This is a genomic window from Amycolatopsis saalfeldensis (genome assembly GCF_900110575.1).
GTDB classification, from domain to species: Bacteria; Actinomycetota; Actinomycetes; order Mycobacteriales; family Pseudonocardiaceae; genus Amycolatopsis; species Amycolatopsis saalfeldensis.
This window is the reverse complement of record NZ_FOEF01000001.1, coordinates 279,823-293,982: the sequence shown is the minus strand read 5'-3', so window position 1 is coordinate 293,982 and position 14,160 is coordinate 279,823. Positions and strand designations below refer to the sequence as shown.

Below are 14,160 nucleotides of genomic sequence, written 5' to 3'. Positions count from 1 at the left end.
TCAGGCGCTAGGGCCGGACACCCCGGGCGCGCCTCACGACCAGCCCCAGCCCTGCGTGAAGCAGCCCGCCAGGTAGAGGTCGACGCGGTCGGCGAACCGGCCCAGGTCCCGTCCGGTGAGGTCCGAGATCCGGCTCACCCGGTACCGCAGGGTGTTCACGTGCAGGTGCAGCGCGGCGGACGTCTGCGTCCAGGAGCCCGAGTGCTCGAGGAAGGCCTTCAGCGTGCTCAGCAGTTCGGAGCCGTGCGCGGCGTCGTAGGCCAGGACCGGGCCGAGCACCTTTTCGCCGAAGGAGCGGCGCAGGTCGTCCGGCACGGCGGCGAGCAGCAGCAGATGGGACGCGACCTCGTCGCCCGCCAGCACGCTCGCGCGGCCGGGCGAGAGCGCCGCGAGCGTCCGCGCGTGCCGGGCTTCCTGGATTCCCGCGCGCAGCCCCGCCGCGTCCGGCGCCCGGCTCAGCCCGATGGCCAGCCGCGCCGAACCCAGCGCCGGTTCGAGGATGCGGACGGCCTCGCGCAGGTCCGCCGCCACGCGGTCGAGGCGCAGGAAAGCGGGGAACAGGCCGAAAGTCTCGCCGTCCACGGTGCCGACGAGCGTCGGCCCGGAGACGGCCGCCAGCAGTTCCTCGACCAGTACCGGCGTCAGGCCGGGGCCGCCGCCCGAGACCTCGGCGGACAGCGCCACCAGCTGCGACTTCGCGGGGAACTCCGCCGCTGCCAGCCGGGACGCCAGCTCAGCCGTCGGAGAGTCGGAAAGCGCCAGCCGTAGCAACGGCTCGGCTGCGCGGTTCTCGATGCGCTTGGCCTCGTCGACGCGCGTTCGCTCCAGCCCGACCAGCGGGGCCAGCTCCAGCGCCAGCTCACGCCGCCACGACGGCCACGCCGAGCAGTCCCCGTCGACGACCAGGAACCAGCTGGCCACGCGGTGCCCGGACCGGCTCGCCGCGGCGAGCAGGGTGACCGGCGTGGCCGCGTCGACCTGGGGGTTCACCGTCAACGGCAGGCGTTCGGCCCGCAGGAAGCGCCGGGCGAGCGACGCGCGCCGATCGGCGGGCAGGGAGTCCGGGCCGGCGATCAGGCGGCCCGTCGCGCTGAGCACCCAGCAGTCCGCCGCCAGCTCGGCCGCGCCCGCGGCCACCAGCGCGGGCAGCCCGCGGCCCTCGGTGACGGCCGCGATGAGCCGCCGGTGCGAGTCCTGCGCCGGGGCCTCGCGCTCGGCGGCCAGGCCGAGGATCACGCGTTCCGTCACCGTCGCGAAGGACACCGAAAGCGGCACTTCGAACAGCGGCAGCCCGACCCGGCGGCACGACTCCACGAGGTGCTCCGGCACCGGGCCGCCGACCTCGGCCGTGCCCGCGCCCAGCGCGACGACGCCCGCCGCGGCCAGGGTGCCGACGAACTCGTCCGCGTCGGCCGGGCCGGGCAGCCAGCGCAGGCCGCACAGCACGATCTCGCCGCCGTCCAGGTACCGCGTCGGATCCTGCAGGGTCGCCTGGAAGACGCGCTCGAACTCGCGGTCCAGCGCGTCGGCGCCGGCCAGGAGCGTCAGCCCCAGCCCCGGCGTGTCCAGCAGCGCACCGAGCCGCACCACGCACCTCCCTTCCGTGTTCGAGACCTCATCAGTACCGCACACCCCACCCGGCGCGTCGTTTGGAGGAACCTACGAAATCCGGCCTCGCGCACCCCGCTCCTTTCAGTGGATCTGCCGTGGTCCGCGCCACGTCGCGGCGTGTGTACTGCAAGACATCGAAGGCAGAGCGCGGGAAGGGAAGACCATGGCGATCGTTCTGGGTGACAACCGCTACGGGAAGGCGGAGAACCGGCTCGTGCGCGTCGACCGCGACGGCGACGAGCACCGGATCACCGACCTCAACGTGAGCGTGTCGCTCTCGGGCGACATGAGCGACACCCACCTCACCGGGGCCAACGACAAGGTCCTGGCCACCGACACGCAGAAGAACACGGTGCACGCGTTCGCCCGCGACGGGATCGGCGAGATCGAGGACTACGCACTGCGCCTGGCCCGCCATTTCGTGACGTCGCAGGAGAGCATCCAGACGGCGCGCGTCGCGGTCGAGTCCTACCCGTGGCAGCGGCTGCAGGTCGGCGGCAAGCCCGCGCACCACTCGTTCGCCCGCTCCGGCGGCGGCAACCGCACCACCACCGTGACCTACGACGGCGAGCGCGCCTGGGTGCTGGGCGGCGTGCGGGACCTGACCGTGCTCAACTCGACCGGCTCGGAGTTCTGGGGCTTCCCGCGCGAGGAGTACACCACCCTCGCCGAGACGAAGGACCGCATCCTGTCCACGGCAGTGTCCGCCACCTGGCGCTTCGCCGCCGACGAGGCCGACTGGGCCAAGGCCTACGACACGGCGCTGGCGTCGTTGCTCGACGCGTTTGGCGGAACGTACAGCTACTCGCTGCAGCAGACGCTCTACGCGATGGGCACCCGCGTGCTGGAGACGGTGCCGGAGATCGTCGAAGTCCGGCTTTCGCTGCCGAACAAGCACAACTTCCTGACCGACCTCTCGCCGTTCGGGCTGGACAACCCCGGTGAGGTGTTCCACGCCGCCGATCGGCCGTACGGCCTGATCGAGGGCACCGTGCTGCGCGACGACGCGCCGCCCGCCGGCCCGGCCTGGAACTGAAAGGACGTCATGGAGTTCCTGCGCCCCGCCTCGCTGGCCGAGGCATTGGCGGCCAAGGCGGCGCACCCGGACGCGGTGCCCGTCGCCGGCGGCACGGACGTGCTGGTGGAGATCAACTTCGACCACCGCCGCCCGTCCGCGCTGCTCGACCTGAACCGCGTCGCCGAGCTGCATGGGCACGACACGGTGGACGGCCGGATCCGAATCGCCGCCGCGACGCCGTACACCCGGATCATCGCGGAACTCGGCGACCGGCTGCCCGGCCTCGCCATGGCCGCCCGGACGGTGGGCTCGCCGCAGATCCGCAACCGCGGCAGCGTCGGCGGCAACCTCGGCGCGGCCTCGCCCGCGGGGGATTCGCACCCGGCCCTGCTCGCGGCCGGCGCCGAGGTCGAGATCGCCTCGGTGCGCGGCACCCGCCGCGTCGAGGCGAAGGACTTCTACCTCGGGGTGAAGCGCAACGTCCTCGAGCCGGACGAGCTGATCACCGCTGTCCACCTCGCGCCGGCCGCCGGGCCGCAGCAGTTCAGCAAGGTCGGCACGCGCAACGCGATGGTCATCGCCGTCTGCGCCTTCGGCCTCGCGCTGCATCCGGGGGAGCGCCGGGTCGGGACCGGCGTCGGCTCGGCCGCGCCGACCCCGCGCCGGGCCGTCGACGCCGAGGAGTTCATCGCCGGGGAGCTGGCGGCCGAGGACCAGTGGGACCGGCCCCGTGCGCTCGCCGACTCGGTGAAACGCCGGTTCGGCGAGCTGGTCGCGCAGGCCGCGGCCCCGATCGACGACGTCCGCGGCAGCGCGGACTACCGCAAGCACGCCCTGTCCGTCCTCGCCCGGCGGACGCTGACCTGGGCCTGGACCGACTACTGCGGCGGGAGGCAGGCCGAATGCGCGTGAACGTGGTGGTGAACGGCGAAAAACGCCAGGCGGACAACGTCTGGGAAGGCGAAAGCCTGCTGTACGTGCTGCGCGAGCGCCTCGGTCTCGCGGGCTCGAAGAACGCCTGTGAACAAGGCGAATGCGGCTCCTGCACGGTGTACCTCGACGGGGTCCCGGTGTGCTCGTGCCTGGTCGCGGCCGGTCAGGCGGAGGGCCGCGAGGTGCGTACCGTCGAAGGCCTCGCCGACGGCGACCGGCTGGACCCGATCCAGGAGTCCTTTGTGGAGTGCGGCGCCGTCCAGTGCGGCTTCTGCACCCCCGGCCTGCTGGTGACGGCGCACGACCTCGTCGCGCGCACCACCGACCCGAGCGACGCCGAGATCCGCGAGGCGCTGGCGGGGAACCTCTGTCGCTGCACGGGATACGAGAAGATTCTCGACGCCGTGCGTCTCGCCGCGTCCCGTAAGGAGAACGCATGACCAGGTCCGCCCCGGCCCGGTCCCCGCAGGATCTGGCCGAAACCGTCAGCGGCGGCATCGGCGCGAGCCCATTGCGCCCCGACGGCACGCTCAAGGTGCGCGGCGAATTCGCGTACTCGTCCGACCTGTGGCACGAGGACATGTTGTGGGGCGCGACATTGCGCAGCCCGCACCCGCACGCCCGCATCGTGCGCCTCGACGTCTCCCGCGCGTTGGCCCAGCCCGGCGTGCACGCGGTGCTCACGTACGAGGACGTGCCCGGCGAGAACGTCTACGGCCTCAAGTACCAGGACACCCCCGCGCTGGCCGAGGACCGCGTGCGGTTCCAGGGCGAGCCGGTCGCGATCCTCGCCGCCGACCATCCCGAGATCGCGCGGCAGGCGCTCAAGGAGATCGACGTCGAGTACGAGGTGCTGGAGCCGATCACCGACCCCGAGCGCGCCGCGCACGACGCCACGCTGCCGAAGCTGCACCCGGACGGGAACCTGGTGCGGTACCAGCGAATCCTCAAGGGCGACCCGGACGCGGCCGCCGAGGTGGTGGTCTCCGGCGTGTACGAGATCGGCATGCAGGACCAGGCGTTCCTCGGCCCGGAGTCCGGGCTGGCCGTGCCGGACGACGACGGCGGGGTCGACCTCTACCTCGCCACCCAGTGGCTGCACGTCGATCAGCGGCAGACGGCCAAGGCGCTCGGCCTGCCGCCGGAGAAGGTGCGGCTGACGCTTTCCGGCGTCGGCGGCGCGTTCGGCGGGCGTGAGGACCTGTCCATGCAGATCCACTCGTGCCTGCTGGCGCTTCGCACCGGCCGTCCGGTGAAGATGGTCTACAACCGCGAAGAGTCCTTCTTCGGCCACGTGCACCGTCACCCGGCGAAGATGTACTACGAGCACGGCGCGACGAAGGACGGCGACCTCGTGTACGTCCGCGCGCGGATGTACTTCGACGGAGGCGCGTACGCGTCCAAGACCCCGGTGGTGGTCGGCAACGGCACGACGCTCAGCGTCGGCCCGTACAACGTGCCGAACGCGAAGATCGAGGGCTGGGGCGTGTACAGCAACAACCCGACGTGCGGCGCGATGCGCGGCCTCGGGGCGGTGCAGCCGACGTACGCGTACGAGTCGCAAATGGACAAACTCGCCGCCGCGCTCGGGATGGACCCGGCGGACCTGCGGATCCGCAACGCCATGAGCGAGGGCTCCACCAACGTCACCGGCCAGGTGGTGGACTTCCCGGCGCCGGTCGGCGAGCTGGTGCAGCGGGTGAAGGACATGCCGCTGCCGCCGGAACGCGGTGGTGCCGTGGACATCCGGGACCTGCCCGGCGGCGCTTCGAACGTAACGCACGGCGAGGGGGTGGTCCGCGGCGTCGGCTACGGCGTGACCATCAAGAACATCTCGTACGCCGAGGGTCTTGACGACTACTCGACGGCGCGCGTGCGGCTGCAGGTCATCGGCGGCGAGCCGGTGGCGATGGTGCACACCGCCGCGGCCGAGGTGGGACAGGGCCTCGTCACGCTGCAACAGCAGATCGCGCGGACGGAGCTGGGCGTGCCGCGGGTGACCGTGCACCCGGCCGACACGAGTGTCGGCGACGCGGGTTCCAGCTCGGCGTCGCGTCAGACGTACATCACCGGCGGCGCGGTGCGCAACGCTTGTCGCGCGGTGGCCGAAGCGGTGTACGCGCTGGCTGAGCGTCGGCTCGCCCGCCCGGCCGCTGGGATGTCGCTGGCCGGCGGCAAGATCGTCGCCGCCGACGGCGAGGTGCTCATCGGGCTGGCCGAGCTGCTGGGCGAGGAAATCGTGGAGGAGACCCGCGAATACCACCACCGCAAGACCTACCCGCTCGACCCGGAGACCGGCCAGGGCGACGCCCACGTGCAGTACGGCTTCTCCGCCCACCGCGCGGTGGTGGACGTCGACGTGGAGCTGGGCCTGGTCAAGGTCGTGCAGCTGGACTGCGCGCAGGACGTCGGCAAGGCGCTCAACCCCGACGCCGTGCTCGGCCAGATCCAAGGCGGTTCCGCGCAGGGCCTCGGGCTGGCGGTGATGGAGGAGATCCAGGTCGTCGACGGGAAGGTGCGCAACCCGTCCTTCACCGATTACCTGATCCCGACCGTGCTCGACATGCCCCCGATGCGCATCGACGTGCTGGAACGGCCCGACCCGCACTCCCCGTACGGCGTGCGCGGGGTCGGCGAGCCGCCCACGATCTCCGCGACGCCGGCCATCGCCAACGCCATCCGCGCGGCCACCGGGCTGGAGCTGCCCCGTGTCCCGATCCGCCCCGAGCACCTCACCGGTACCTGAAAACCCCTTGGGAGAGCTGAAGAAATGACCGTTTCCGCCGCTGCCGACCTGGAACACGGCTGGCTCGCCGAAAGCGTCCGCATCGCCACCAGCAACGTCGCCGACGGCGGCGGCCCGTTCGGCGCGCTGGTCGCCAAGGACGGCGAGATCATCTCCACCGGCGTCAACCGCGTCACGCCCTCGCTCGACCCGACGGCGCACGCCGAGGTCGTCGCGATCCGCGCGGCCTGCCAGGCGCTGGGCGACTTCAAGCTGACGGGCTGCGTGCTCGTCTCCTCGTGCGAGCCGTGCCCGATGTGCCTCGCGTCCGCGTTGTGGGCCCGGGTGGACCGCGTGCTCTTCGCGGCCGACCGCCACGATGCCGCCAAGGCCGGGTTCGACGACCGCGCCTTCTACGAACTGTTCGAAAACCCCCGCGAAAACTGGGAAGTACCCGTGTCCCGGCTGTCCTTGAAGGACGGCTTCGCGCCCTTTGACGCCTGGCTGGACCGGCCGGACCGCGTCGACTACTAGGGATTCCACCCCAACACCGGAAGCCCGCACCCAGGGCCCATCCCGGTGCTGACCGGAGCACCACAAAAACCGAAACGTCCCGCTGGCCACGCCCCGATCGCTTTCGGGGCGCGGTGCAGCACACCCACCGGCAAGGGGAGGACGCATGACCCAGGTACGCATCGAAGACGCTGTGAGCCCGGCGAAAGACCCGGTCCGTAAGTCCCTTATGGACCGTCTGTTCGACCTGACCGCACGGCGCACGACCGTCGGCCGGGAAGTGCGCGGCGGCGTCACCACGTTCGTCGCGATGGCCTACATCGTGCTGCTCAACCCGCTCATCCTCGGCGCCTCCGCCGACATCACCGGCGCGAAGCTCAGCGCCGGGATGGTCACCACCGCCACCGCGCTGGCGGCCGCGGTGATGACCATCCTCATGGGACTGGTCGGCAACGCGCCCCTCGCGCTCGCCGCCGGGCTCGGCATCAACGGCATCGTGGCGTTCCAGATGGCGCCGTCGATGACCTGGGCGCAGGCCTTCGGGCTGGTGGTGCTGGAAGGCGTCTGCATCGTGGTGATGGCGGTCAGCGGGATCCGGGAACGCATCATGAACGCGATCCCGGCGCCGCTGAAGATGGCCATCACCGTCGGCATCGGGCTTTACATCGCCCTGGTCGGCCTGGTCAGCGCGGGATTCGTGACCCGGATGCCGGACGCGGCCGGCACCACCGTCCCGGTCCGGCTCGGCCTCGACGGGCACCTCAACGGCTGGCCGATCGCGGTGTTCTGCTTCGGCCTGCTGCTGATGACCGTGCTCACCTCGCGCAAGGTGCCCGGCGCGGTGCTGATCAGCATCGCGGTGTCCACTGTGGTCGCGGTGGTGCTGCACGACGGCTTCGGCGTCGGCAACTGGGGCCTGACCACCCCGACGCTGCCGAGCCACGTCGTGGCGGCCCCGAACTTCGGGCTGCTCGGGCACGTCGACCTGTTCGGCGGCTTCGCCTCGGCGGGCGCGCTGACGGCCACGATCTTCCTGTTCACGCTGGTCCTTTCGGGCTTCTTCGACGCGATGGGCACGATCACCAGCGTTTCGGCCGAAGCCGGGCTGTCGAAGGACGGCCGCGTGCCGAAGATGGGCCGCATCCTGCTGGTCGACGGCGCGGGCGCGATCGCGGGCGGGCTGGCCGGCTCGTCGCCGAACACCGTGTTCCTGGAATCCGCGGCCGGTGTCGGGGAGGGCGCGCGGACCGGGCTGGCGAGCGTGGTCACCGGGGTGCTGTTCGCCGCGACGCTGCTGTTCACCCCGATCGCGGGCATCGTGCCGGCGCAGGCCGCCGCGCCCGCGCTGGTGGTGATCGGCGGCATGATGGTGGCGCAGTGCCGCAACATCCCTTGGCACGACCCGGATTACACGATCCCGGTGTTCCTCACCGTCGCGCTGATCCCGTTCACCTACTCGATCACCAACGGCGTCGGCGCCGGCCTGATCGCGTACGTGCTGATCAAGACCTGCAAGGGGAAATGGCGCGAGGCCGGCTGGATCCTGACCGTGCTGGCCCTCGTTTTCACCGTCTACTTCGGCGTCGACGTCGTCAAGGCGATCCTCTAGAAAGGACCTTCCGTGACCCTGATCTTCCTCAACGGCGGCGCCATGCGCGGCGAGCCGCTGCACCACCTGCTCGACGGCGCGCCGCTGGTCACCGCCACGACGACCGCGCCCAAGTACCGCTTCTACTCCGTCGGCGGCCAGTGCCCCGCGCTGGTCCCGGTGGCCCACGGCGGTGCGCCGGTCAGCGGCGAGGTTTACGACGTTTCGCTGGACGCCCTGCGCGACCGGGTGCTGCCGGCCGAGCCGCCGGAGCTGGAGCTGGGCGTGATCGAGCTGGCGGACGGCAGCTCGGCGTTCGCGATGCTGCTGCGCCGGCCGCAGACGTCGCACGTGCAGCTGCGTGACATCACGGAAATCGGCGACTGGCGCGCTTACCTGGCCGGCAGGGAAGCGGCGTGACGGCCGGGCCGCTCCCGTGACCGTGCTGGTGGCCCCCGACAAGTTCAAGGGCTCGCTGACCGCGGCCGAAGTCGCGTCGGTGGTGGCTGAGGGCTTCGCGGCAGTTTCTGCGGAACCGGTGCGGATGCTGCCGGTGGCGGACGGCGGTGACGGGACGGTCGCGGCCGCCGTCGCCGCCGGATTCCGCCGCGTGCCGGCGCGGGTGCACGGCCCGACCGGGCGTCGCGTCACGGCGTACTTCGCGCTCCGGGACGACGTCGCCGTGGTGGAGCTGGCGGAGGCCTCCGGCCTGCACCGGCTGCCCGGCGGCGTGCCACAACCCCTCACCGCGTCCAGCATCGGCACCGGTGAGCTGATCGCCGCGGCGGTCGCGGCGGGGGCTTCGCGAGTGGTGCTCGGCGTCGGCGGCAGTGCTTGCACGGACGGCGGCGCCGGGATGTTGACGGCGCTGGGCGCGCGTCTGCTGGACGCCTCCGGTGCCGTTCTCCCACCTGGCGGGGCCGCGTTGGCCTCGCTGTCTACTGTGGACCTGTCTGGCGTGGCTCCGGTGGAGGTCTCGCTGGCGTCCGATGTGGACAATCCGCTGCTGGGGCCATCCGGCGCGGCGGCGGTGTACGGGCCGCAGAAGGGCGCGTCGATAGACGATGTCTTGACGCTGGAACGCGGTCTGCGGCGGTGGTCGGAGCTGATCGGCCCGGAATTCGCCGAGGAGCCGGGCGCGGGCGCGGCGGGTGGTGTGGGCTTCGCGGCGCTGGCGGTGCTGGGCGCCCGGATGCGGCCGGGCAGCAGCCTGATGCTGGAACTGCTGGGCTTCTCCGACGCCGTCCGGCACGCGCGGCTGGTGGTCACCGGCGAGGGCTCGCTCGACGAACAATCGTTGCGGGGCAAGGCTCCGATCGGGGTCCAGCGCGCGGCGGCCGCGGTGGGCGTCCCGGTGGTCGCGATCGCGGGCCGGTGCCTGCTCTCGCCGGAGGATTGGCAGGCGGCGGGTTTCGAAGCCGTTTACGCCCTCACCGACCTGGACCCGGACCCGGCCCGCTGCGTCGCCGACGCCCGTTCTTTGCTGCGGCGCCGGGCGGAACAACTGGCGCGTGAGTGCTTGACGTTGTCCGGGTGAGTCACGAGAGGCCGCCGTTGCTGGTGAGCAGCTGGCCGTTGATCCAGCCGCCCTCGGGACCGAGCAGGAACGAGACCAGGTTGGCACAGTCGCGGGGCAGGCCGAGGCGGCCGAGCGGGGTCCGGGTGGCCAGGGCGGCGGCCAGGTCGCAGGTCAGCCAGCCCGTGTCGGTGGGGCCGGGATTGACCGCGTTGGCCGTGATCCCCAGTGGTCCCAGCTCGCTCGCCGCGGCGAGCACGATCCGGTCCAGCGCGCCCTTGCTCGCGCCGTAGGGCACGTTGCCGACGACGTCGTCGCTGGTCAACGCGACGATCCGGCCGTCGCCGCGCGGGCCGCGGTAGCGCTGGGCGAACTCGCGGATCAGCAGCCAGCTCGCGCGGGTGTTCACGGCGAAGTGCCGGTCGAAGCTGTCGGTCGTGGTGTCCAGCAGCCCGGAGTCCACGGATTCGCAGTGCGCCAGCACCAGCGCCCGGACGTCGCCCAACTCGGCGGTGACCCGGTCGAAGAGCGTCGACGGCGTGGCCGGGTCTTCGAGGTCGGCCTCCAGCTCGAGGGCGGCCGCGATCTCGTCGCGGCCCTCGTCCTGGCCCCAGGGCATCCGGTCGTCGTAAGGCGACCAGTGCGTGCACGCGACGTCCCAGCCGGTCGCGGCCAGCCGGGCGACGATCGCGGCGCCGATACCGGCCCGGCGGCCGACGCCGGTCACCAGCGCGAGCGGGCGTTCACTCTTCAACGGCGCCACCGACCGCGCGCAGGTGCCCGCGGAACGTGAGCGACGGGTTTTCCGCGCGCTGCCGGAGGAACTCGTCGAACCGCACCTGCTCCCGGAGCGTGGTGCCGCCGCGGATGAGCCCGGCCTGGCGGTGCTCGGTGTCCCGAATGGACTCGGCGAGCCGGAGAACCTCCCCGGCCTCGCTCGCGGGCACGAAGAGCGCACCGTCCTCGTCGCCGAACACGAGGTCTTCGCGGGTGATCGTCCACGGGCCGACGGCGGCCGATTCGAGCGCGTCGTCCGGTCGCGCGTGGACGCTCAGCGGCCCGGTCGGGATCGCGCCGAGGCTGAACAAGGGCAGCCCGATCGCGGCGAGGTCGGCGGTGTCACGGTGCAGCCCCCAGATCACGATGCCGCCGATCCCCGCGGTCGCCGCCTCGATCGCGACGAGATCGCCGACGCAGCTCTCGTCGAGGCGGCCCTGGTTGTCCACCACGAGCACGTCGCCCGGCTCGCTGCCGGCGAACGCTTCGAGGAAGACGTCCACACTTCCGACGTGTTGCGCGGGCAGCACCCGTCCGGCCACCCGCTCGCCCGCCGTCGCCGCCCGCGTCCCGGCCGGCGCGCATCGGACCTGCAAGCGCGCCCGGACGCAGGCGTCGGCGAGGTGCGCGGTGGTCAGCCCTTCGAAACGGCGGCGCAGCTCCTCGGCGTCCATCAGCGCTGAACCGGTCCGCCGGCCGGCTCCGGGGCCGTCGCCGCGAAGACCGTGACCAGGAAGTCGACGGCGGCCGCCACGTCGGCGACCACCATTCGGGGAGTGACGGTGTGATAGCCGGGCGGGGTGGTCATCCCGGTAGCCAACCACACCGGCGCCTGGGGGTGGCGCCTATTTCCGCGCCCGCGAGCGAATCCGCCATACGACGCGAACCGGACTTAATGCTCGCAGGCGCTTTGTTCGCTATTTCCGATTTGACGGTTCCTTGGCTGAAGTCCTGGTGAATTCCCGGTGGGCGGGCCATCCGGCCTCTCGCTTCTTCACTTTCCGCACGCATAATTTCGATCCGGTAGTCCGAACGAGTGGCAGGAGTCTTCAGGTGCCGGGGTCTGTGCGTGCCCGCTGGGTGGTGGGGGCCGTCGGTCTGGTGGTGGTCGCGGGGATCGCCATCGCGGTCTGGCCCGACGGTGCGTCGGCCCAGGACCCGGAGATCTCCATTTCCCGCTCCGCCTGCGGTCAGGGCTGGACCGATCCCAAGGCGGGAGCCCAGACCTTCACCCTCCACAACACCGGCTCGGTGACCTCGGAGGTCGACCTGATCGACCCGGGCACCGGCGTCGTCTACGGCGAGGTGGACGGGCTCGGCGCCGGGACCACCAGGCCGCTCCCGGTGACCCTCGGTAACGGAAAGTACGCGTTCCGGTGCCTGCCGGAGGACTCGTCGGCGATCGTGGGCCCGGTGAGCACGGTCAGTGGCGGCGCCGAGCGCGGCCCGGGGGTCGCGCCGGTGACGAACGACGATCTGCTCCAGCCGCTCAAGGCGTACCAGGCGCACGTGACGCAGGGGCTGGTCCGGCTGGTCGGCGACCTCGGCCCGGTCAAGGACGCGGTGCACCGCGGGGATCGCGCCGGCGCCCAGGCCGCGTGGCTGACCGCGCACCTGACCTACGAGCGCCTCGGCGCCGCGTACGACGCGTTCGGCGCCTCCGACGGCGCGCTCAACGGCACCACCGCCGGCCTGCCCGGCGGCGTGGCCGACCCGGGTTTCACCGGCTTCCACCGGCTCGAATACGGGCTGTGGCACGGCGAAGACCTCGGCGCGCTCGGCGCCGTCGTGGACCGGCTGGACAGTGACGCGCACGCCCTGCAGGACTCGTTCGCCCAGAGCCAGGTGGACGGCAACGACCTCGGCCTGCGCGCCCACGAGATCGTGGAGAACGCGCTGCAGTTCGAACTCACCGGCCGCACCGACTACGGCAGCGGCACGAACCTCGCCACGGCGCGCGCCAACCTCGACGGCGTCCAGACCGTGCTCGACGTGCTGCGCCCGGTGCTCGCCCCGCGCTTCCCGCAGCTGTCCACAGTGGACGGCTGGATGAAGCGCACCGAGACCGCGCTGGACGGAGCCCGCCGGGCGGATGGCAGCTGGACGCCCGTCGGGCAGCTGAGCACGCCGCAGCGCCAGAAGATCAACGGCGACGTCGCCGAGCTGACCGAGCAGCTGGCCCCGATCGCGGCCATCGCCGAGCCCAGGAGGGTTTCTTGAGCACCCCCGAATCCTCCCGCCGCAGTTTCCTGCGCCGCACCGTGGTCGGGGCCGGGCTGACGGCGGCCGCCGGGGTCGGAGTCGGCGCTTCGGCAGCAACAGCGGCCAGTAGTCAGGACAGCGGAGCGGTCCCGTTCCACGGTGCGCGCCAGGCCGCGATCCTGCGACAGCCGCCCGCGCAGAGCGTGGTCGCCTCGTTCGACGTGATCGCGGAGAACCGCGCGGAGCTGGCCGAGCTGTTCCGGGAGATCACCGACCGCTCGCGGTTCCTGACCACGGGCGGGGCGCCGGCCGCGCTCGGCATCACCGCGCCGCCGGCCGACTCCGGCGTGCTCGGCCCGGTGGTGCCGCCGGGCAGCCTCGGCGTGGTGCTCGGCGCCGGCTCGTCGCTGTTCGACGACCGGTACGGGCTGGCCGGCCGCAAGCCGGCGAGGCTCAAGCCGATGACGATGTTCCCGAACGACGCGCTCGACGCGGCGCAGTGCCACGGCGACCTTTCGCTCACCCTGTCCGCCGATTCGGCCGACACCGTGCTGCACGCGTTGCGCGACATCACCCGCGCGACCCGTGGCGGCATGCAGCTGCGCTGGAAGATCAACGGGTTCAGCTCGCAGCCGCGCCCGTCCGGCACCCCGCGCAACCTGATGGGGTTCAAGGACGGCATCGCCAACCCGGCCGAGTCCGAACTGGACCGCCTGGTGTGGGTGTCCGGGGGCGGCGAGCCCGCGTGGACCGCCGGCGGCAGCTACCAGGTGGTGCGGCTGATCCGGATGCTCGTGGAGTTCTGGGACCGCGTCTCGCTCACCGAGCAGGAGAACATGTTCGGCCGGCGGCGTGACACCGGCGCCCCGCTCGACGGCGCGAACGAGCAGGACGTGCCGCGCTACGCCGACGACCCGGTGGGCACGGTGATCCCGCTGACCAGCCACATCCGCAAGGCGAACCCACGCACGGCGGAGACCGACAACAGCCGGATCCTGCGCCGCGCGGTCAACTACGACCGCGGCGTGGACGCCAACGGCAACCTGGACATGGGCCTGGTTTTCCTCTGCTACCAGCAGGACCTCGAGCGGCAGTTCGAGGCGGTCCAGAAGCGGCTCGCCGACGAGCCGCTGGTCGACTACATCTCCCCCTTCGGCGGCGGCTACTTCTTCGCGTTGCCCGGGGTCACCGGTCCCGACGACCACTTCGGCCGGGCGTTGCTCGCCTGAGCCGGCCCGGCAGTTCCCACCACGAGGTCACCGAAATCAGGAGGATTC

The 14,160-nt window shown here is 72.1% G+C and carries 14 protein-coding genes; 10 read left to right on the top strand and 4 right to left on the bottom strand.

The features are described 5' to 3' along the window. Positions 1-33 precede the first annotated feature (33 nt). On the bottom strand, positions 34-1,590 hold the full coding sequence (locus BMY97_RS01225; protein WP_245787088.1) for a helix-turn-helix domain-containing protein: 1,557 nt from the start codon (positions 1,588-1,590) through the stop codon (positions 34-36). Positions 1,591-1,774: 184 nt separating this feature from the next. On the opposite strand from BMY97_RS01225, the gene pucL reads away from it, so the two are divergent. The 8 genes from pucL (at position 1,775) to BMY97_RS01185 (ending at position 9,925) form a co-directional block, all read left to right on the top strand. Then, a complete protein-coding gene (gene pucL / locus BMY97_RS01220; RefSeq protein WP_091611193.1) occupies positions 1,775-2,647 on the top strand; it encodes a factor-independent urate hydroxylase in 873 nt (290 codons plus the stop codon). Between the two features lie 9 nt (positions 2,648-2,656). Next, positions 2,657-3,541, top strand: coding sequence for an FAD binding domain-containing protein (locus BMY97_RS01215; protein ID WP_091611190.1), 885 nt, complete (start codon positions 2,657-2,659; stop codon positions 3,539-3,541). Beyond that, positions 3,532-4,002 (top strand): (2Fe-2S)-binding protein, encoded by a 471-nt coding sequence (locus tag BMY97_RS01210; protein WP_091611187.1) that lies wholly within the window; start codon positions 3,532-3,534, stop codon positions 4,000-4,002. Before BMY97_RS01215 ends, BMY97_RS01210 begins: the two co-directional genes overlap by 10 nt. Continuing rightward, positions 3,999-6,308 carry a xanthine dehydrogenase subunit D gene (gene pucD, locus BMY97_RS01205; protein WP_091611184.1) on the top strand — a complete coding sequence of 770 codons (2,310 nt, stop codon included), beginning with the start codon at positions 3,999-4,001 and terminating at the stop codon, positions 6,306-6,308. The genes BMY97_RS01210 and pucD overlap by 4 nt, the downstream gene beginning before the upstream one ends. A gap of 24 nt (positions 6,309-6,332) precedes the next feature. Next, positions 6,333-6,821 (top strand): nucleoside deaminase, encoded by a 489-nt coding sequence (locus BMY97_RS01200; protein WP_091611182.1) that lies wholly within the window; start codon positions 6,333-6,335, stop codon positions 6,819-6,821. A gap of 145 nt (positions 6,822-6,966) precedes the next feature. Then, positions 6,967-8,409, top strand: coding sequence for an NCS2 family permease (locus tag BMY97_RS01195; RefSeq protein ID WP_091611179.1), 1,443 nt, complete (start codon positions 6,967-6,969; stop codon positions 8,407-8,409). A gap of 12 nt (positions 8,410-8,421) precedes the next feature. Further along, the gene (locus tag BMY97_RS01190; RefSeq protein WP_091611177.1) at positions 8,422-8,808 is read left to right on the top strand and encodes an allophanate hydrolase-related protein; all 387 of its coding nucleotides are present in this window, start codon (positions 8,422-8,424) and stop codon (positions 8,806-8,808) included. 16 nt (positions 8,809-8,824) lie between these two features. After that, entirely contained in the window at positions 8,825-9,925 is a 1,101-nt protein-coding gene (locus BMY97_RS01185; RefSeq protein ID WP_091611174.1) for a glycerate kinase, read from the top strand. 1 nt (position 9,926) lies between these two features. Here BMY97_RS01185 and BMY97_RS01180 read toward each other — a convergent pair whose 3' ends face one another. The 3 genes from BMY97_RS01180 to BMY97_RS49005 are packed head-to-tail and all read right to left on the bottom strand — an operon-like array spanning position 9,927 to position 11,489. Continuing rightward, entirely contained in the window at positions 9,927-10,658 is a 732-nt protein-coding gene (locus tag BMY97_RS01180; RefSeq protein WP_091611171.1) for an SDR family oxidoreductase, read from the bottom strand. After that, positions 10,648-11,355, bottom strand: a complete 708-nt coding sequence (locus BMY97_RS01175; protein ID WP_091611169.1) for an RraA family protein — start codon at positions 11,353-11,355, stop codon at positions 10,648-10,650. Before BMY97_RS01175 ends, BMY97_RS01180 begins: the two co-directional genes overlap by 11 nt. Further along, entirely contained in the window at positions 11,355-11,489 is a 135-nt protein-coding gene (locus BMY97_RS49005) for a hypothetical protein (protein ID WP_281246873.1), read from the bottom strand. Before BMY97_RS49005 ends, BMY97_RS01175 begins: the two co-directional genes overlap by 1 nt. Before the next feature lie 245 nt (positions 11,490-11,734). On the opposite strand from BMY97_RS49005, the gene BMY97_RS01170 reads away from it, so the two are divergent. Beyond that, a complete protein-coding gene (locus BMY97_RS01170) occupies positions 11,735-12,901 on the top strand; it encodes an EfeM/EfeO family lipoprotein (protein ID WP_245787086.1) in 1,167 nt (388 codons plus the stop codon). Then, entirely contained in the window at positions 12,898-14,112 is a 1,215-nt protein-coding gene (locus BMY97_RS01165; RefSeq protein WP_091611163.1) for a Dyp-type peroxidase, read from the top strand. The genes BMY97_RS01170 and BMY97_RS01165 overlap by 4 nt, the downstream gene beginning before the upstream one ends. The last annotated feature ends 48 nt before the right edge of the window (positions 14,113-14,160 follow it).